This window comes from Amycolatopsis alba DSM 44262, assembly GCF_000384215.1.
Taxonomy (GTDB): domain Bacteria; phylum Actinomycetota; class Actinomycetes; order Mycobacteriales; family Pseudonocardiaceae; genus Amycolatopsis; species Amycolatopsis alba.
In genome coordinates this window covers 4,435,665-4,455,037 of the sequence record NZ_KB913032.1, presented here as the reverse complement: position 1 = coordinate 4,455,037, position 19,373 = coordinate 4,435,665, and the positions used below count along the sequence as shown (strand labels likewise).

The window sequence follows — 19,373 nt, the reverse complement described above, 5'->3', positions numbered from 1 at the left end:
AACCACGCTACCTATTCCCCTAACGGGTGAGCCGGATGGATCCGGAAAGCGCACCATCGCGTCCAACCGGTGAATGGGTCACGATGACTGCGGTGATAGCGGTCACACGCACTTGCACGGGGAGGCTCCATGTCGGCCGAGTTCGAACAGCTGGTCGCCGAGTTCGAAAAGTTCCAATCCAAGATCAAACAGGCCGAGACGCAGTTCGCGAAGGTCGGCGAAATGCAGAGCGAACTGGCGGAGCTGGAATCGGTCGCGGCGTCGCCGGACCGCTCGGTCACCGTCGTCGCGGGGCCCGGCGGGTCCGTGAAGGACATTCGCCTGTCCCCGGAAGCCCTTAGGCAGCAACCACAACAGCTCGCCGCCGCCATTCTGTCCACTTTGCACACCGCGGTGGCCGACGCGGCGCGGAAGCAGGCCGGGATCGTCGACGCGCAGTTCGGCGGGGCGTTCCACACGAACGTCGAAGAACAGGTCCTCGAAGCCCAGGCGGAAGCGTTGGGAACCACGAAGGACGATCTGCGGTCTCAGATGTCGGAGGAGCCGCCACAGGACACCACCCGCCGCCCTCGGAACGAGGACGACTTCAGCGAGGACACGGTGCTCCGGCGGTCGGACGAGCCGACCGCCGGGCAGCCGCCCGCGGGCGGGAACTCGGCCGGTGACCAGTTCCTCAAGAACCTGTTCGACGAGGAGGACCACTGATGACCGGACCAGGCGCCGGCGGGCACGCGGTCAAGACGCAGGACTTGACCGACTACGCGAACAAGCTCGGCTACTACAAGGACGAGGCCGGCAAGTTCGGCGGCCTCGTCGACCAGGCCGACGTCACGGACAAGTCGTGGGGGCTGATCGGGCTCGCGGTGAAGCAGACCTACACCGGCAAGCTCTCCGACCTGCGGGAACTGCTCGAACTGATGAAGACCGGGGTGGACTCGTTCTCCGGGAAGATGACCCAGGCGGCGTCGATCTACAACGGCTTCGAAAACGACGCGACGATCACCCTGGGGAAGTACGAAGCCAAGATCGACGGACCGAAGTGAGCTGGGGGACGGCATGACCGACGAGAAGGCGAGTATCGCCGGCGGCGTCAAGATCACGGGTGACGACAGCTTCGGCAAGAACGCGCTCGACGCGGCGAAGAAGGTGCCGATCGCGGGCAAGGGCGTCACCACGGTCGCCAACGCCTACGACAAGTTCAGTGCCGCGCAGGGCCCCGGCGACGTCGTGGCCGCCGGTGGGCAGCTGGTGCAGGACGGCGCCGGTTTCATCGCGGGCGCGGGCGCGGACCTCGCGAGTTTCGTGCTCGACCCGGTCGGCTGGCTGGTCAGCAACGGCCTGAACATCCTGATCGAGCTGATCCAGCCGCTGCAGGACGCGCTGCACTTCGTCACGGGTGACGGTCCGGCACTCAAGACCGCGGCAGGCAACTTCGGCAACATCGCCAAGGGTTTCGTCACGCTGGCCGACGACTTCGTGAAGACCGGCGACGAGTCGCTGAAGGACTGGGTGGGCGACGCGGGCGACGCGGCTCGCAACGCGCTCGGCGACTTCGCCGTCGGCATCAAGGGCATCGGCAACAGCGCCGGGACGGTGGCCGAGACGCTGCAGATGTGGTCGATGGTGATGACGGTCATCGAAGAGGTCGTCAAATCGATCATCTCCGAGCTGGTCACCTGGGCGATCTACATCTGGCTGCCCGCGCTGGCCGCGTCGATCGTGAGCCTCGGCTCGTCGGTGGCCGCCGCGATGACCGCGACGATCGCCAAGGCCGCGAGCGCGATGGGCAAGATCACCAAGCACCTCGGCAAACTCGGCAAGCTGCTCGACAAGTTCATGGGATTCATGCTCAAGTGGACCGATGACCTGGTGAAACAGGGTTCGAAGCTGACGAAGGCCGGCAAGATCGGGATGACGCCCGGTCAGGAGAAGTCGATCGTCGGCGCTTTCGCCAAGGGCTCCGGGACGCAGCTGGGCACGTTCGGCGATGCCGCGAAGGACGTCCTCAAGGGTGTGCCGAACCAGGCGATCAAGCAGGTCGTCGGGGTCAACCCGGCCGACATCTCGAAGGGGTCGGCGTACGCGGGCAAGGCGGGCTTCGACTTCGTGAACAAGACGATCGACAACTCGAGGACCACCATCGCCGGGCAGGAGTACGGCGACACCGGCGGGCACCACAGCGAGAAGGAGACCCGCGAGAACCTCGACATGGACCAGTAGGGTCGCCCGATGGACGATCAGCTGGCCGGGCCGTGGCTCATCGCCGGTGGCTACACCGTGGCCCTCGCGCTGTTGCTGCTCGGCGGGCGATTCGACGGACGGCGGCCGACAGCGGCGGCCGTCAGTTACGCGCTCAGCGGGGTCCTCGTCTCCGAGACGTCGCTGTACTGGCTCTCGACGGGGTCCGGCAGTGCGGTGCCCGGCTGGCTGTGGTTCGCGTTCCCGCTGGTCATCGCGGCTTTGGCGGCGTGGCGGGGGTATCGGCAGAAGACGTGGACCGGCAGGCTCGACGGGTCCGGTGAGCCTTCGTTCGGTGTGCTTCCCGTGCGCGGGATCGCGGTCACCCAGGCGTCTTCCGAGTCCGTGGTGACGGCGGTCGAGTTCGGCCACAACGGGCATCGGCTGCTCGGGGTCGAGTACCGGCTCGAAGCGTTCCCGGAGCCGGGCAGGACGGCTGACCTGATGGATGGGACGTACGCCCTGATCCAGCTTCGGACGCCGGTCGTGCCGTCGGTCGTCATCACCCCGGCCACGGGCGCTTTCGAGCCGGAGCGGTTCACGCCGTTGGAGGACGCCCGGATCACGCGGAACACCGTCGGGGCGCCGAAGCCGGACGCGTTGCTGCAACGGTTCGAGACCGGCACGGAGTTCGACCGCCGGTTCACCGTGACGACGTCGGATCCGGCGTTCGCGGAAGCGCTGCTCTCCACTGGCGTCCGGGAACTGCTGGAGCGCGATCCGTGGTTCCGGGTCCGCGAAGTGGCTTTCCACGGTGGTTCGCTGTGGGCTTCCGAAGCCGGGACGCTGACCGAGGAAATGATGTTCGCCGACTCCCGTCGCCTGGCCGTCCTGGCGTCCACGGTGGACTGGGATGACGCGGACTTCCGTTCGGTCGCAACGACTTCCGACACCAGTGACGCCGGATGGCTCGGCGGACGGCGGGGTCCGCTCGCCGGGCTCCGAGGCCCGCTCAACGCGCGCCGGGAAGCGACCGGCCGTCAGCCGCTGTCTTCGCTGTCGCTGGTGGCGCGGACGGTCGTCGCGCTCGCGCTGGTGCTGCCGGGGCTGGCGCTCGCGGTGAACTCGCTGACCGCGTTGACCGGGCTCGCGCCCGAGGCGCGGCTCACCGTGACCGCGACCCTGCGGGCGGAGGCGGGCACGTCGAACTGCACCAGCTGCGGCAACGGCAACCTGGTGGACGGCACCTACGAACTCGACGGGGAGCCGCACGAGGTCAAGGACCTGCGATGGATGTCGTTCGGGACGTTCCCGGAACGGGGCGACGTCGTCGACATCGCCGTCACGCCGCTGTGGTGGCATCCGCTGATCGAGGGCAAGGACACGGGCTTCTTCCTGCTGCTGATCGGCTTGGCCCCCGTCCTCGCCGGTGCCCTCCTCGCGAAGGCGACCTTCCGCCCGCGCCCGCGTCGCGTTTAGCCCGCTAAACGCGATCCGGCCAGGGACTTCGCGAAGTAGTGATGGGCGAAGGGGTCGTCGTTGAAGGGCTCGACCGTTTCGTAGCCGAGGCGCGCGTACAGGGCCCTCGCCTCGACGAGGTCGTCACGGGTGTCTAGGCGGATGGTCGTGGCCCCGAGATCGCGGGCGACGTCCTCGGCGGCGGCCACGAGCAGCGCCGCGCCGCCCTTGCCGCGTTCTTCCCGCCGGAGGAAGACGCGGGTGAGTTCGGTGATGTCGGGCGCTACGACCCGCAGCCCGGCGCAACCGGCGAGCACCCCTTCGCGCCAGGCGAGCAGGAAGGCGCCGGTCGGCGGGGTCAGGTGCCTGCTGTGGTGCTCCTCGAGCGCGGCGTCGAGCTCCTCGTCGGTGATCTGGCGCCCGTAGAACCGGGAAGCGATCTCGTCCAGGTACTCGCGCAGCAACTGGGCGGCGTCCGGGTGATCGACGGGCGTGACTTCGAAGCTCCAGGTCATGCCCCCATTCTGCCCACCCTGCCCAGCGAATTTCCCCGGCCACCAGATCGCGATTAGCCCGCTAAAGTCGCTCCGCCGCCCAGGCGCGTCCAGGGCCCCAGATCGCGATTAGCCCGCGAACATCGAAGTGGGTCAGGAGGGGGCGAGGCGGCCGGCGCAGGTCGCGACCTCGCCGGGGGCGGACTTCTCCGAGGTGACGACGGCGCCGCCCACGGCCACCCGGCATTCGACGGCACCCTCGCCCTGCCCCATCACCTGGACGGTCGGCGGGGTGCCGGTGTTCTTCCACGTGAGCTCCTTGCGCCACGGCAGCGTCACCTGGAGCTCCTGGTGCACGAGCCCCAGCCCGTTCGAGTCGTAGACCACGGTCGCGGTCCCCGTCCCGACGAGTTCGTAGGCGATCTGCCAGTCGTTCGACACCGGCTGCGGCTGCGGCTGGCTCAGCGTCCGCGTGATCGTGCGGTCCGGCCCCCGCGACGGCGCGGCCTCGGTCGGCTCGCCGACGACGGCCACGGTCTCGGCCCGTGGCTCCTCACCACCGTTGAGCAGCACCACACAGGTCGCGAGCGCGGCCACCACGATGCCCGCGATGGCGATGCGCCCGATCAGTTGTCTGTCGGCCATCGGTTCTCCTCACCGGAACGCCGGAAGCGGCGGCGCGGCCCGGAAGCCGCGCCGCCACGGGATCAGGACGGCAGCAGCTTGCCGGGGACGCCGTTGAGCGACTGGATGAGACCGAGCACCGGGACGCCGAGCGGAGCGAACGTCCAGATGTTGTTGAGGTCGCTCGTGTCGGGTTCGTCGACGACCACGACGTCGTTCGGGGCGGACTGGACGGCGAGTGCCGGGGCGGCCGAGCCGAGGACGACGAGACCGGCGAGCGCCGCGCCGGTGACCGCGCGGACGAACGTCTTCTTCATGAGATTCTCCTTTGCTGGTAACGGTTTTACGAAATGGGCGTGATGATCCCGTAGATCGGGGCGAGGACGTCGGTGGGCACGGGAACGGTCGGGCCGAGCAGTCCGCCGAGGTCGAGGCCGGGGATCAGCCAGACCGCGGGGTTGCCGCCGCCGGTGGGCAGGCCCGGCAGCGGGTCGGCCGAGGCAACCCCGCCGGCGAGTCCGGACAGCGCGCCCGCGACGGCGAGCGGCAGCAGCACACGGGCCGCGATTCGCTTCATCTCTTCTCCCTTTTCTTTCGTTGAAATCGAGCCTTACCGCTGCTGGAATCGAGCGGAATCCTTCACCGCAGTACCGAGCTGACCGGCACGATCGTGCCATCGGGGATCCATTGCCCCGCGTAGTTCCGGTCGGCGATCATCCCGACGGCGTGCGGTTCGCCGGGGTACATCGGCATGGCGTTGACCTGTGCGGCCGCGAAGATCTGGACGTCGCCGTTCAGCGGGGCTCCCAGCCAGTTCCGGAAGCCGCCGAGCGTGGGGCTTTCGCCGCCGAAAGCGTTGCCCGCGGCGACGGCGAAACTCACGGCGACCTGCTCACGCGGGTCGAACCTCAGCGGTACCGACGAGCTGGCGACGGAGTTGACGATCGGTCCGTTGAGCAGCCAGGGCGCCAGGTACAGGCCGTATTGGTGGGTCGGTTTGAGCCGCTGGGACTCGGCCGCGCGGGTCATCGCCGTGTAGCCGCCGGACCAGCCGGACACGACGACCAGCGCGGTGTTCGGGCCCGCTTCGGCCTGCACCGGGAGCCCGGAGCGCGCGGCGGTCTCCCGGACGAGCTTCGCGGCCGCGGCACTGCGCGGCGAGGTGTCTTCGACGAGGGTGAGCGCGGAAGGTTTGCGCACGGCGAGGAACTCGACGAGTTTGACGAGAGAACCGCTGTCCTCGCCGGAAAGCGCGTCCGCGGGGCATGAGGTGAGGACTTCGTGGCGGTCGGCGATCAAGCCGCCCAGCGCGGCCGAAGCGCATTCGGGCGCGTCCGCGTCCGCGATCACGGGTCCTTGCTCGTCACCGGCGTCGACCTCGACCGTCGTCTTCTCTTCGCCACGGCTGATGATCAGGTCACTGCGGCCGGCGGGGAGGTCGACCTCGGCCCAGGTGCCTTCGGCGCCGGGGCGCACGATGGCCTTGCCGATCAGGCCGCCTTCGATCCCGGCGGACAGGTCGTCTCCCGCGCTCGCGGGGAAATGGACGAGGTTCTTGCCGGGCCGCTGCGGGCTCACGAGCACCGGGAACTGCCGGTCACCGAGGGAAGCGTCGGCGAGCAGCGCGACACCGGGAGCAGGTGGTTCGGGTGGTTTGGGGATGGCCGCGAGGGCACTCCAGGCAACGAACCCGACCGTCACGGCGGCCGCGCCGATGCGGTAGGCACGCGTGGAGTCCTTGCCCGTGAAGAAAACTCCGGCGACGACGGTGGCGAAGACCGGCAGTACGGCGATCACCAGCAACGCGGCACCGAAGAGCGTGCCGTAGATCCTGCGGTCGAAACCAAGCCCTGAGGAAAACAGCTGGACCGTGCCCGCGACGACCAGAAGTCCGCCCAGGGTCAGGGAAAGCGGGCCGAGCCGGAAGTTCGTCTGGCGCCACTGTCCGGCGGGCACCCAGACGGAAAGAACGGTGACACCGAACCACAAAGCCGCGGCCGCGACGTAGACGGTGTCGATGGCGAACTCGACGCCTGTCCGCCCGAGCGAGGTTTCGAGCACCACCAGAGCGGCGAGCGCGAGGGAGGCCCAGCGGACGGCGGACGGCCTGCCGATCAGGACGGGGACGGCCAGCGCGAGCACGAGATGCACGATCAGCGCGATGACGTTGACGTCGGTCGCGAAGGCGGAAACAGTGGCGAGCGCGGCGGAAAGCCCGCCGAGGACGGTGATGGTGAGACGCAGGCGTTTGGGCAGCTCGCCCACCAGCGGGCGGAGGATTCCCGTACCGGCGAGGAAAGCGGTCGCCAGCAGGAGACCGAGCCGAAGCAGGACCAAGGCGATGTCGACTCCGGCCGAACCCGAGCTCGCCGGTATGACGTGGTGATCCATGGGGACCCTCTCCGAGTAGATCGGCGGGGTCGTGGGTGGCGGAGTGTGCCCGCCACCCACGACCTTCCGCGCCGAGCAGGGTTACTTGAGATCCGCGTCAGCCACGACGAACAGTTCGGAGTGCGGCTTGGCGTTGCCGAAGGACCCGTGCGGCCAGGTCTTCCGGTTGAAGTTGATCCCGACCTGTCCGGTGAACTCGTCGCGGAAGTTCTGGTCGACCGCGAGCTTTCCGTCCTGGCCGAGGTTCAGCAGGTTGACCTTGTGGTCACCGTCCAAACCGGACCGTGCGACGAAGTAGTTCGACACCGCGAGATGCTGCGGCTTGTCGGTTTCGTGGTAGAAGCCGTCGTCACCGAGCACGAAGTTGTCGTACGCGCCCCAGTGCGGGCCACCACCAGGGGTGCCAGGGTTGATCGGCGCCGCGCCGACGACGGTCGGCAGGTCGCCGCCGCCACCCTGCTGGGACTTTTCCTTCGTGTCGATCCGGCCGTTGATGTTCTCGACCTTGTCGCCCGCGGCGAGCAGCTTCTGGATGTCGAGGACGTACACGCCACCGGTGGTACCGGGGTCGTCCGGGCCGAGCGCGCCCTTGGACCGTCCGGTGATCGCGCGGTAGAGGTACTTGTCGTCGGGGCTGGTCTGGATCCAGCCACCGTTCGAGCCGCCGCCGTTGGAGTCGTTGTTCGGGTGGATCGCCTTGTTCGCGGCGCCGTCGTCGAACACCTGGATCCAGTGCGGCTCCTTGGCGGTGATGTCCGGCGTGTAGAACACCGCGCCGCCCTGCATGGTCTGGGCGAAGGCGCCCTTGTGACCGGGCAGATTGGTCACCGTGGTCTCCATGACCGCGCGGCTTTCGGCGTGCAACGGGTCCGCGGGATCGGCCCTCGGGCCGTCCGGCAGGTACGAAACCGCCTTGAGCTTCGGCTTGTTGCGGTCGGAGATGTCCCATGTGCGGACGGTCGGCCGTCGCAGATACGGCGACGGCTGCTTCACCGGGTCGAGGATGATGTTGCGCGGCTCGGCGTAGTCGCTGGTGACCAGGGTGTTCAGGTCCTCGCGGGCTTGGATGCCGTGCGGGTTGGCGCAGGTCGGCTTGTCCAGTTGCGGGAGGTTGTCGCACAGCTTCTTGTTGTCGCCCTGCGGTGTGGCAGCCGGGGACTCGGAGAGCACCTGCGCGTTCTGGTCGAAGTGGACGACCTCGCCGGGGCTGCCGGCGAAACCGTTGCCCACCACGGTGGAACCGTTGGCGTAGGTGTGCGGGCCGGGCACGACCGGGCCGCCCATGTACGTGCCGTAGGCGGTGCCGTCCTTGAGCACCCAGTACGCGTCCGGCACGGAACCGCCGAGGGTCTGGGTTGGCAGGCTGACACCCTTGAGCTTCAACTGCGGCAACGCGGAGACGTCAAAGGCGTACGTCGCGGCGGCGAACAACGCGCCGGCGTAGATCGTGTCGCCCTTGTGCCACACGTACTGCATGTGGTGCGGCTCGTTCTCGACGAGCGGTCCCACGGTGGCGGTGTTGACGACCTTGCCGTAGGTCGGCGAACCCTGCGTCGCGTCGATCACGGCGAGGAAGTCCGGACCGGGCAACGCGTTCTTGATCTTGTTCAGGCCGCCGCCGAGTGAACCCGGCAGATTCTTGATGTCCTTGACCAGGGTGTCGGCGATGTTCTCGTCGCCTGCCCAGACCAGCAGCCACTTCTTGCGCTGACCGTCCGCACTCCGGGACGCCGCGACGTCCTTGGACACCAGATGGTTCTGGACCCAATACTCCTTGCCGTCGGCCGCCTTCTTCGCGTCCTTGACGACCTGGACGTCGGCGTAGGCACTCGTCGCGGAACCGGTATAGGTCACCGCTCCCACGGCGAGCACCGCCGCCATGGCGCCTATCACCACTTTTCGCCACTTAGGCGAGTTGGATAGCATTCTTTCTCCCTGTTTTCGCTACCGAAGCGCCAGACAATCGGCACACCTCTCCCCCTTTTCGCGCAGACCTCACCGGCCCGGAGCAGAGGAAAGCAATCAACCGCGGGTTCGAGCAGCGAACCGTTGCGGCACAGCGGAAAGTGTCAGCGCGCGAAGAAGGGGCGCATCCGTTTGGGATACGCGGATTCAACTACGTCGCGACAAGCCCGGAATTGGTCAGGAATCCATACACAGCGCGCTTGCTTGCTGCCGCAAGTCAACGTGCCGGCGCCACACCAAGGCGACTGGGGATTGCATGGGCGAAATACTCGTGTGAACCCGCCGGAGTGTCAATCTCGTGATCAAAGAATGGGACATGCCACGACAGAGTGAATTTCCCACGATGCGGATAGGCCATTAGGCCGAACGAGTGGCGATTTTCCGAGTGCTGGGAACTAGGCCACTTGGCGGCACTACTGCAGGTCACAACGGACGAGTAACCTGCGTCCGGCACGCACGATGGCGTTACTAGTTCGTTATGCAATCTCGGGAACTCTGGGTCCGCAAGGCCGCTTGAGGAGGCAAGAAGGGCGCCTGCTGTCGCCGCGCTCGCCGCGATTCCCACGCTGCCCTGGCTTCGGAGCGAAGGGGCTGCACAACTTCCGACGGGTTCCGGAACCTCGCCGAGGAGTGGTGGCACTACACGCTCAACAGGGAGCCTTCCCCGTGTCCCACCACTCCCTGACCTGCGCTTCCCCACCCCCTGATCGCGATTAGGGGGCGAAAGTCGAGTCGGTCGCGGGGTCAGGCGGGGCCGCAGAGGGCCTGATGCTTGAGGGTCGCGAGAGCGACGTCGATGGGGTGCGGTGTTCCGTCGTCGGTCGGCTTGCGCCACCGCACGAGGTTGAACGCGGCGGAGAACTGCTGACCACCGTCGGGACGGGTCCAGGACATCGTCAAGGCTCCCCAGACCGTGCCGTCGTGACCCCAGAAGGTGCCATGATCAGGGAAGACGGTCTTGTACAGGCCGAGGCCGTAGTCGAGAGTCCGACCGTCCTGGGCGATGACCGGGACGGTGCGCTGCATCTCCGCCAGCGACGACGGGCTGACGATCTCGCCGCCGAGCAGCTTGCGGTAGAAGCGGTTGAGATCCTCGACGGTCGAGATCAAGCCGGCGCCGGTCATCACCCAGGACATGTTGTAGACGCTGTAGTCGCGCGGCGGATCGATCGCGCCGAAGAACGCTTCGTACATCCGCGAGTGCGGCCCCTCGATCTGAGGACCGGCGGGAAAGCCGGTGTTCGCGAGGCCCGCGGGTTCGATGATGGCGCGGGAGATGTGCTCCTCCACCGGAGTTCCGGTCAGGTGTTCCAGGAGTTCGCCCAGGAGCAGGTAGTTCGTGTTGGAGTAGATGCCGGGGTGCCTCCGGGCTCACCGGTCGCGGGTGCGCCGACGCCCAGCACGATCAACTCGGCCGGACGGAACTGCCGGAACCGGTTGTCGTCGAGGCTCCCAGGGGCGATCTCCTTGAACGACGGGAACGCGTAGGGCAGGTATTCGGCGAGGCCGCTGGTGTGGTTGAGCAGCATGCGGATCGTGATCTTCCGGCCGCGTTCGCCGGAGACCAGCAGCGGCAGGTGGTCGCCGATCGGCGTGTCCAGCTCGATCCGGCCGTCCTCGACCTGGCGCAGCACCGCGGCCGAGACGAAGGTCTTGGTGATGCTGCCGACGCGCTGCCGCATCGCGGGCTCGACGGGGCGGCCGGTTTCGAGGTCGGCGACCCCGGCGGCGCCGCGCCAGGTCAAGTCGCCTGCCCGCACCTCGGCGAACGCGCCCGGCACCCCTGCCCGATGGACGCCGTCCAAGGCGGATCGCAGGTTCTTCGTGGTCGTGCTCTCGTCTGTCTCAAGGGACTCCATGTCGACCATCCTTTCGGCCGACAGCACCGGGATCGCCCGCCAACCGTCGCGCATCCAGGCGGATACCGCACCGATCGTCGCCCTCCGGCCGGATCGACTTTAGCGGGCTAATCGCGATCTGCGGGGGCGTCGACTTTAGCGGGCTAATCGCGATCTGCGAGGGCAGGAAGCGGGACTCGACTTTCGCGGGCTAATCGCGATCCGGCAGGTGGGAGGGGGTGGGGAAAGCGAAGCGCCCCTGGCCGGGGGCCAGGGGCGCTTCGGGGTGGAGCGGGGTGGATCAGCGGAAGTCGCGGCCGAAGTCGTAGTCGTCCAGCGGCACCGCGGCGCCCGGCGTGGAGCCGAACACATCCGGGGTGTAGTAGCCGTCGTCGTAGGACGGGATCGCGTAAGCGGCGACCCGCGCCTCCTCGGTCGGCTGCACCTGGATGTTGCGGTACTTGTTGATCCCGGTACCGGCCGGGATCAGCTTACCGATGATCACGTTCTCCTTGAGGCCCACGAGCTTGTCCGAGCGGCCGTTGATGGCCGCGTCGGTCAGGACACGCGTGGTCTCCTGGAACGAGGCCGCCGACAGCCACGAGTCCGTGGTCAGCGAGGCCTTCGTGATCCCCATCAGCACCGGGCGACCCGAAGCAGGCTCGCCGCCTTCGGCGACCGACGCACGGTTCTTCGCCTCGAACTTGGTCCGCTCGGGCAGCTCGCCCGGCAGGAAGTCCGTGGCACCGGAGTCGATGATCGTCACGCGGCGCAGCATCTGCCGCACGATGACCTCGATGTGCTTGTCGTGGATCGACACACCCTGCGCCCGGTACACCTTCTGGACCTCGTCCACCAGGTGCATCTGCGCCTCGCGCGGCCCCATGACCCGCAGGACCTCGTGCGGGTCCGGCGTGCCCTCGAGCAGCTGCTGACCGACGGCGACACGGTCACCGTCGCCCAGCGGGCCGTTCGGGGTGTTCGCGAGCCGCTGACGCTTGGACAGCTTGTCGAAGACGATCTCTTCGCTGCCGTCGTCCGGGATCAGCGTGATCTTCCAGAACCGCTCGCTCTCCTCGATGCGCACGCGGCCATCGACGTCGGCGATCGGCGCCTTGCCCTTCGGGACACGGGCTTCGAACAGCTCCTGGACACGGGGCAGACCGGTCGTGATGTCGTCACCGGCCACACCACCCTGGTGGAACGTACGCATCGTCAGCTGCGTACCCGGCTCACCGATCGACTGGGCCGCGACGATACCCACGGCCTCGCCGACGTCGACGAGCTGACCGGTCGCCATGGACCGGCCGTAGCAGGTGGCGCAGATACCGACGGCCGACTCGCAGGTCAGGACCGAACGCACCTTGACCTTGGAGATCCCGCTGCCGATGAGCTTGTCGATCGCCGGGTCACCGATGTCGTCACCGGCGTTCAGCACGACGTTGCCCTTGGCGTCGACCGCGTCGGTCGCCAGGTTCCGCGCGTACACGCTGGTCTCGACGTGCTGGTCGCGCAGGACCTTGCCGTCGCCGATGTCCTCACCGATCGGCATGTTGATGCCGCGGGTGGTGCCACAGTCGATCTCGCGGACGATGACGTCCTGCGACACGTCCACCAGACGACGGGTCAGGTAACCCGAGTCGGCGGTACGGAGCGCCGTGTCCGCCAGACCCTTACGGGCACCGTGCGTCGCGATGAAGTACTCCGCCACCGACAGGCCTTCACGGAAGTTGGCCTTGATCGGACGCGGGATGTACTCACCCTTCGGGTTCGACACCAGACCACGCATACCGGCCAGCGACCGGACCTGCGTCATGTTGCCCGCCGCGCCCGACTTCACGATCATCGCGATCGGGTTGTCGTCCGGCAGCGCCGTCTCCATGATCTTGTGGACCTCTTCGGTGGCCTGCGTCCACACCTTGACGAGCTCGTTGTTGCGCTCGGCGTGCGACAGCTGACCACGCTGGTACCGCTTCTCGACCTGGTCGGCCTTGCCTTCGTACTCGTCCAGAATGGCCTTCTTGCCCTTCGGGACCAGCACGTCGGAGATCGCGACCGTGACGCCCGAACGGGTCGCCCAGTAGAAACCGGCGTCCTTCAGGCGGTCCAGGGTCTGCGCGACCTGGGTCATCGAGTAACGCTCGGCGAGGTCGTTCACGATCAGGGCCTGACGCTTCTTCGGCATCGGCTCGTTGATGAACGGGTAGTCCGCCGGCAGCAGCTCGTTGAACAGCACGCGGCCCAGGGTGGTCTCGGCCAGCCAAGCCTTGCCCGGCTCCCAGCCCTTCTCCGCGAGCGCCGCTTCGTCGGCCTTGGCGGGCTGACGGTCGACGATGCGGATCTTGACCGGAGCGTGCAGGCTCAGCGCCTTGCGGTCGTACGCCATGATCGCTTCGGCAGGCGAGGAGTACGCGAAGCCCGCGCCGTCGGCCTTTTCGTTCAGGCGGGTCAGGTGGAACAGACCGGTCACCATGTCCAGACGCGGCATGGCGAGCGGACGGCCCGACGCCGGCGAAAGGATGTTGTTCGCCGACAGCATCAGGATGCGGGCCTCGGCCTGCGCCTCCGCGGAAAGCGGGAGGTGCACGGCCATCTGGTCACCGTCGAAGTCCGCGTTGAACGCTTCACAGACCAGCGGGTGCAGCTGGATGGCCTTGCCTTCGACCAGCTGCGGTTCGAAGGCCTGGATACCGAGGCGGTGCAGGGTCGGCGCACGGTTCAGCATCACCGGGTGGCCGGTGATGACCTCTTCGAGGACGTCCCACACCTGCGGCCGCGAGCGCTCCACCATCCGCTTGGCGGACTTGATGTTCTGCGCGTGGTTCAGGTCGACCAGCCGCTTCATGACGAACGGCTTGAACAGCTCGAGCGCCATGTCCTTCGGCAGACCGCACTGGTGCAGCTTCAGCTGCGGGCCGACGATGATGACCGAACGGCCGGAGTAGTCGACACGCTTGCCGAGCAGGTTCTGACGGAACCGGCCCTGCTTGCCCTTGAGCAGGTCGGACAGCGACTTCAGCGGGCGGTTACCGGGACCGGTGACCGGGCGGCCGCGGCGGCCGTTGTCGAACAGCGCGTCGACGGCCTCCTGCAGCATCCGCTTCTCGTTGTTGACGATGATCTCGGGTGCGCCGAGGTCGATGAGCCGCTTCAACCGGTTGTTCCGGTTGATGACCCGGCGGTAGAGGTCGTTCAGGTCGGAGGTGGCGAACCGGCCACCGTCGAGCTGGACCATCGGGCGCAGGTCCGGCGGGATCACCGGGACGGCGTCGAGCACCATGCCGCGCGGGTCGTTGCCGGTGGCCTGGAAGGCCGCGACGACCTTGAGCCGCTTCAGCGCGCGGAGCTTCTTCTGCCCCTTGCCGTTGCGGATGGTGTCGCGCAGGTTGTCGGCTTCGGCCGCGACGTCGAACTCGGTGGCCAGCTTCTGGATGGCCTCCGCGCCCATGCCGCCGGTGAAGTACTCGCCGTACCGGTCGATGAGCTCGCGGTAGAGCAGCTCGTCGGCGATCAGCTGACGCACGTCGAGCTTGGTGAAGGTCGTCCAGACCTCTTCGAGACGGTCCAGCTCGCGACCGGCGCGGTCACGCAGCTGACGCATCTCGCGCTCGCCGCCTTCCTTGACCTTGCGGCGGACGTCGGACTTGGCGCCCTCCGCCTCCAGCTCGGCCAGGTCGGCTTCCAGCTTCTGCGCCCGTGCCTCGATGTCCGCGTCGCGCTTGGTCTCGAGGTTCTTGCGCTCGACGCCGATCTCGTTCTCGAGGGTCGGCAGGTCGTTGTGCCGCAGCTCGGTGTTCACACCGGTGATCACGTAGGCCGCGAAGTAAATGATCTTCTCGAGGTCCTTCGGCGCCAGGTCGAGCAGGTAGCCCAGGCGGGAGGGAACACCCTTGAAGTACCAGATGTGGGTGACGGGGGCGGCCAGCTCGATGTGGCCCATCCGCTCACGGCGCACCTTGGCGCGGGTGACCTCGACGCCACAGCGCTCGCAGATGATGCCCTTGAAGCGGACCCGCTTGTACTTACCGCAGTAGCACTCCCAGTCCCGAGTCGGGCCGAAGATCTTCTCGCAGAAGAGGCCGTCCTTCTCGGGCTTGAGCGTCCGGTAGTTGATGGTCTCCGGCTTCTTCACCTCGCCGAAGGACCACTGACGAATGTCGTCGGCGGTGGCGAGGCCGATGCGGAGCTCATCGAAGAAGTTGACGTCCAGCACGTCTTTACATCCCCTTGGGGTTGATGCGACTAGAGGAGTTGGCGAGCGGAGGTGGGAGCCTGGCGGGCTCCCACCTCATCGCGGGTCAGTGCACGACGTCGTCCACCGAGGGCGACTCGTTGCGGGACAGGTTGATGCCGAGGTTGGCCGCGGCACGCTCGAGGTCCTCGTCGTCGGAGTCGCGCATCTCGATCGCGGCGCCGTCGCTGGACAGCACCTCGACGTTGAGGCAGAGCGACTGGAGCTCCTTCAGGAGCACCTTGAACGACTCCGGGATACCCGGCTCGGGGATGTTCTCCCCCTTGACGATGGCCTCGTACACCTTCACGCGGCCGACCACGTCGTCCGACTTGATCGTCAGGAGCTCCTGCAGGGTGTATGCGGCGCCGTACGCCTGCATCGCCCAGCACTCCATCTCGCCGAACCGCTGGCCACCGAACTGCGCCTTACCACCCAGCGGCTGCTGCGTGATCATCGAGTACGGGCCGGTGGACCGGGCGTGGATCTTGTCGTCGACAAGGTGGTGCAGCTTCAGGATGTACATGTAGCCGACCGAGACCGGGTACGGGTACGGCTCGCCGGAGCGGCCGTCGAGCAGCGTGGCCTTGCCGTTCTGCTTGACCATGCGCTCGCCGTCGCGGTTCGGCTTGGTCGCCGCGAGCAGCCCGGTGAGCTCCTCTTCCTTGGCGCCGTCGAACACCGGGGTGGCGGTGTTCGTGCCGGGGTCGACGTCGTAGAGCTCCTCGTTGAGGTTCTTCGCCCAGTCGGGGTTGCCCTCGATCTTCCAGCCCTGCGACGCCAGCCAGCCCAGGTGAAGCTCCAGGACCTGACCGATGTTCATACGACGCGGGACACCGTGGGTGTTCAGGATGATGTCGACGGGCGTGCCGTCCTCCATGAACGGCATGTCCTCGGCGGGGAGGATCTTGCCGATGACACCCTTGTTCCCGTGGCGGCCGGCGAGCTTGTCGCCCGGCTGGATCTTCCGCTTCTGGGCCACGTAGACGCGGACCAGTTCGTTGACGCCGGGGGGCAGCTCGTCGTCGTCCTCGCGCGAGAACACGCGGATGCCGATGACCTTGCCGGTCTCGCCGTGCGGCACCTTCAGCGAGGTGTCGCGGACCTCGCGGGCCTTCTCACCGAAGATCGCGCGGAGCAGACGCTCTTCCGGGGTCAGCTCGGTCTCACCCTTGGGCGTGACCTTGCCGACCAGGATGTCGCCGTCGCGGACCTCGGCACCGATGCGGATGATGCCGCGCTCGTCGAGGTCGGCGAGGACCTCCTCGGAGACGTTCGGGATGTCCCGTGTGATCTCCTCGGCGCCCAGCTTGGTGTCGCGGGCGTCGATCTCGTGCTCCTCGATGTGGATCGACGTGAGCACGTCGTCCTGCACCAGGCGCTCGGAGAGGATGATCGCGTCTTCGTAGTTGTGGCCCTCCCACGGCATGACCGCGACGAGCAGGTTCTTGCCGAGCGCCATCTCACCGTTCTCGGTGGACGGGCCGTCGGCGATGACCTGACCCTGCTCGACCCGGTCGCCCTCGTTGACGATCGGGCGGTGGTTGAAGCAGGTGCCGTGGTTGGAGCGGCGGAACTTGTACAGTCCGTAGCTCTTCCGCGTGCCGTCGTCGTGCATGATCGTGATCAGGTCGGCCGAGAGCTCCTCGACGACACCGGACTGCTCGGCGACGAGCACGTCACCGGCGTCGACCGCGGCGCGCAGCTCCACACCGGTGCCGACGTACGGCGCCTGGTTGCGCAGCAGCGGAACGGCCTGACGCTGCATGTTCGCGCCCATCAGCGCGCGGTTCGCGTCGTCGTGCTCGAGGAACGGGATCATCGCCGTCGCGACCGAGACCATCTGCCGCGGCGAGACGTCCATGTAGTCCACGTCGAGCGGGTCGATCAGCTCGACCTCGCCGCCCTTCTTACGGACCAGGACGCGATCTTCGACGAAGGTGCCGTCGTCCGAGATCGGCGCGTTCGCCTGCGCCTTCACGAAGCGGTCTTCCTCGTCCGCGGTGAGGTAGTCGACCTGGTCGGTGACGCGACCCTCGACGACCTTGCGGTACGGGGTCTCGATGAAACCGAACGGGTTGACCCGTGCGTACGAGCAGAGCGAACCGATCAGGCCGATGTTCGGGCCTTCCGGCGTCTCGATCGGGCACATGCGGCCGTAGTGCGACGGGTGGACGTCACGGACCTCCATGCCGGCGCGCTCACGCGACAGACCGCCGGGGCCGAGGGCGGACAGACGACGCTTGTGCGTCAGCCCCGACAGCGGGTTGTTCTGGTCCATGAACTGCGACAGCTGCGAAGTACCGAAGAACTCCTTGATCGCCGCCACGACGGGGCGGATGTTGATCAGGGTCTGCGGCGTGATCGCTTCGACGTCCTGGGTGGTCATCCGCTCGCGGACGACGCGCTCCATCCGGGACAGACCCACGCGGATCTGGTTCTGGATGAGCTCGCCGACGGTGCGGAGACGACGGTTGCCGAAGTGGTCGATGTCGTCGGTCTCGACCGGGATGGTCTGGTCGCCGACGGTGACCTTGTCCTCGCCCGCGTGCAGGCGGACCAGGTACTCGATCGTCGAGACGATGTCCTCTTCGGTCAGCGTCCCGGTGTCGTACGGCGTGGTCAGGGCGAGCTTCTTGTTGACCTTGTACCGGCCGACCTTGGCCAGGTCGTAGCGCTTCGGCTTGAAGAACAGGTTCTCCAGCAGCGTCTGCGCGCTCTCCTTGGTGGGGGGTTCGCCCGGACGCAGCTTGCGGTAGATGTCGAGGAGCGCCTCGTCGGTGCCGGCGGTGTGGTCCTTCTCGAGGGTGGCGAGCAGCGTCTCGGAGAACGAGAAACGCTCGCGGATCGCCTCGGTGGTCCAGCCGAGCGCCTTCAGCAGCACGGTGACCGGCTGGCGGCGCTTGCGGTCGATGCGGACGCCGACGGTGTCGCGCTTGTCGACGTCGAACTCGAGCCAGGCACCCCGGCTCGGGATGACGCGGACGTTGAAGACGTCCTTGTCCGTGGTCTTGTCGACGCTGGTGTCGAAGTACACACCGGGCGAACGGACCAGCTGGGACACGACGACACGCTCGGTGCCGTTGATGACGAAGGTGCCCTTGTCGGTCATCACCGGGAAGTCGCCCATGAAGACCGTCTGGCTCTTGATCTCGCCGGTGTTGTTGTTCACGAACTCGGCGGTCACGAACAGCGGGGCCGCGTACGTCATGTCCTTGTCCTTGCACTCCTCGACGGAGGCCTTGACCTCGTCGAAGCGCGGGTCGGAGAAGGACAGCGACATGGATCCGGAGAAGTCTTCGATCGGCGAGATCTCGTTGAGGACCTCTTCCAGGCCGCCGACCGGGTTTTCTTCACCTTCTTCGACGCGGCGTTCGAACCACGCCTCGTCGCCGGTGAACCATTCAAAGGACCTGATCTGCACGTCGAGCAGGTTCGGGGTGCTGAGCGGCTCGCGAATCTTTGCGAAGGAGACCCGTTTGGGGGCTCCGGGGATTCCCGTGGACTCCGAGCGAGATACAGCCGAGGTGGTCGCAGCAGTGGCCTGGTTCGCGGGAGAGACTGCCAAGATGCGTCCTTCCGGGGACAATGAGCGGTGAGCAGCCGCGTCAGCAACAGCTGATGCGGACTGTCAAGGGTGCCGTGTGCCCACTATCCTAACTACCGGCTCCGGGCAGCCTGAAAGAGGGCAGCGCAAAGAAGCAGTCTAGCCCGAACGTCGCGGTCTGTCCAGGGGGCGCTCCCGATGGGGCCCAGCCTGCATCGCAACGTCTTCAGGTATGCCTCTCCTGGCTTCCCCGGACCGTCCCTCCCGCAAGGGCACCGCCGGTTCTCACCGTTGCCAGTAAGCGTGACCCCACAGGGGCTCTGAGTCAAGATGCCGCGCGGTGGTCCCGCCGGTTGGCGCAGCGTGGAAGTGGCTCCGCGCAGGACGCTTCACAGGACGATCATCCTGGTTACCGCCCGGTACCCGCAGGTGACGACGCTGGGGCGCCGACCTGCGTTTAGCGGGCTAAACGCGATCCCGCCGGTGGGGTGTTCCCCAGAGTCACCGGGTCGGAGCGGGGCGCTCCGAGGCCGCTGGGGGCCTGTGGCGGCTGTGGCCGGTGGGCTGGCTGGTGCGGCGCACAGGAAGGCCCCCGGATCGCGATTAGGGGGCGAAAGTCGATCCGGCCGACACTGCGAGACTGGAGG

Annotated in this window: 14 protein-coding genes; 4 read left to right on the top strand and 10 right to left on the bottom strand. The window is 67.3% G+C overall.

Features of this window, described 5'->3' with window-relative positions; genetic code table 11:
- Positions 1–129: 129 nt before the first annotated feature.
- The 4 genes from AMYAL_RS0121280 to AMYAL_RS0121265 are packed head-to-tail and all read left to right on the top strand — an operon-like array spanning position 130 to position 3,657.
- Positions 130–705, top strand: coding sequence for a YbaB/EbfC family nucleoid-associated protein (locus AMYAL_RS0121280; RefSeq protein WP_020633313.1), 576 nt, complete (start codon positions 130–132; stop codon positions 703–705).
- Positions 705–1,043, top strand: a complete 339-nt coding sequence (locus AMYAL_RS0121275) for a hypothetical protein (RefSeq protein WP_020633312.1) — start codon at positions 705–707, stop codon at positions 1,041–1,043. The genes AMYAL_RS0121280 and AMYAL_RS0121275 overlap by 1 nt, the downstream gene beginning before the upstream one ends.
- A 13-nt stretch (positions 1,044–1,056) precedes the next feature.
- Positions 1,057–2,220 carry a hypothetical protein gene (locus AMYAL_RS0121270; protein WP_020633311.1) on the top strand — a complete coding sequence of 388 codons (1,164 nt, stop codon included), beginning with the start codon at positions 1,057–1,059 and terminating at the stop codon, positions 2,218–2,220.
- 9 nt (positions 2,221–2,229) lie between these two features.
- The gene (locus AMYAL_RS0121265) at positions 2,230–3,657 is read left to right on the top strand and encodes a hypothetical protein (RefSeq protein ID WP_020633310.1); all 1,428 of its coding nucleotides are present in this window, start codon (positions 2,230–2,232) and stop codon (positions 3,655–3,657) included.
- Here the strand turns inward: AMYAL_RS0121265 and AMYAL_RS0121260 are convergent.
- The 10 genes from AMYAL_RS0121260 to rpoB all read right to left on the bottom strand — a co-directional run bounded on the left by AMYAL_RS0121260 (position 3,654) and on the right by rpoB (position 18,747).
- A complete protein-coding gene (locus tag AMYAL_RS0121260) occupies positions 3,654–4,151 on the bottom strand; it encodes a GNAT family N-acetyltransferase (protein WP_020633309.1) in 498 nt (165 codons plus the stop codon). The two genes, AMYAL_RS0121265 and AMYAL_RS0121260, sit on opposite strands and share 4 nt — an antisense overlap.
- A gap of 132 nt (positions 4,152–4,283) precedes the next feature.
- Positions 4,284–4,775 (bottom strand): hypothetical protein, encoded by a 492-nt coding sequence (locus AMYAL_RS0121255; protein WP_020633308.1) that lies wholly within the window; start codon positions 4,773–4,775, stop codon positions 4,284–4,286.
- Positions 4,776–4,837: 62 nt separating this feature from the next.
- Complete coding sequence (locus tag AMYAL_RS0121250; RefSeq protein WP_020633307.1) at positions 4,838–5,071, bottom strand: hypothetical protein; 234 nt, start codon at positions 5,069–5,071, stop codon at positions 4,838–4,840.
- A gap of 26 nt (positions 5,072–5,097) precedes the next feature.
- A complete protein-coding gene (locus AMYAL_RS0121245) occupies positions 5,098–5,331 on the bottom strand; it encodes a hypothetical protein (RefSeq protein ID WP_016331078.1) in 234 nt (77 codons plus the stop codon).
- 62 nt (positions 5,332–5,393) lie between these two features.
- Complete coding sequence (locus tag AMYAL_RS0121240) at positions 5,394–7,145, bottom strand: hypothetical protein (protein WP_020633306.1); 1,752 nt, start codon at positions 7,143–7,145, stop codon at positions 5,394–5,396.
- Between the two features lie 81 nt (positions 7,146–7,226).
- Positions 7,227–9,026, bottom strand: a complete 1,800-nt coding sequence (locus AMYAL_RS0121235) for a hypothetical protein (RefSeq protein ID WP_020633305.1) — start codon at positions 9,024–9,026, stop codon at positions 7,227–7,229.
- A gap of 828 nt (positions 9,027–9,854) precedes the next feature.
- Positions 9,855–10,415: a serine hydrolase domain-containing protein gene (locus AMYAL_RS50825; RefSeq protein WP_280632826.1), complete on the bottom strand. Its 561-nt coding sequence runs from the start codon at positions 10,413–10,415 to the stop codon at positions 9,855–9,857.
- On the bottom strand, positions 10,412–10,969 hold the full coding sequence (locus AMYAL_RS50820; RefSeq protein WP_280632809.1) for a serine hydrolase domain-containing protein: 558 nt from the start codon (positions 10,967–10,969) through the stop codon (positions 10,412–10,414). Before AMYAL_RS50820 ends, AMYAL_RS50825 begins: the two co-directional genes overlap by 4 nt.
- Before the next feature lie 280 nt (positions 10,970–11,249).
- Positions 11,250–15,161 carry a DNA-directed RNA polymerase subunit beta' gene (locus AMYAL_RS0121225; RefSeq protein ID WP_020633304.1) on the bottom strand — a complete coding sequence of 1,304 codons (3,912 nt, stop codon included), beginning with the start codon at positions 15,159–15,161 and terminating at the stop codon, positions 11,250–11,252.
- 85 nt (positions 15,162–15,246) lie between these two features.
- Entirely contained in the window at positions 15,247–18,747 is a 3,501-nt protein-coding gene (rpoB, locus tag AMYAL_RS0121220; protein WP_026467304.1) for a DNA-directed RNA polymerase subunit beta, read from the bottom strand.
- Positions 18,748–19,373: the final 626 nt, after the last annotated feature.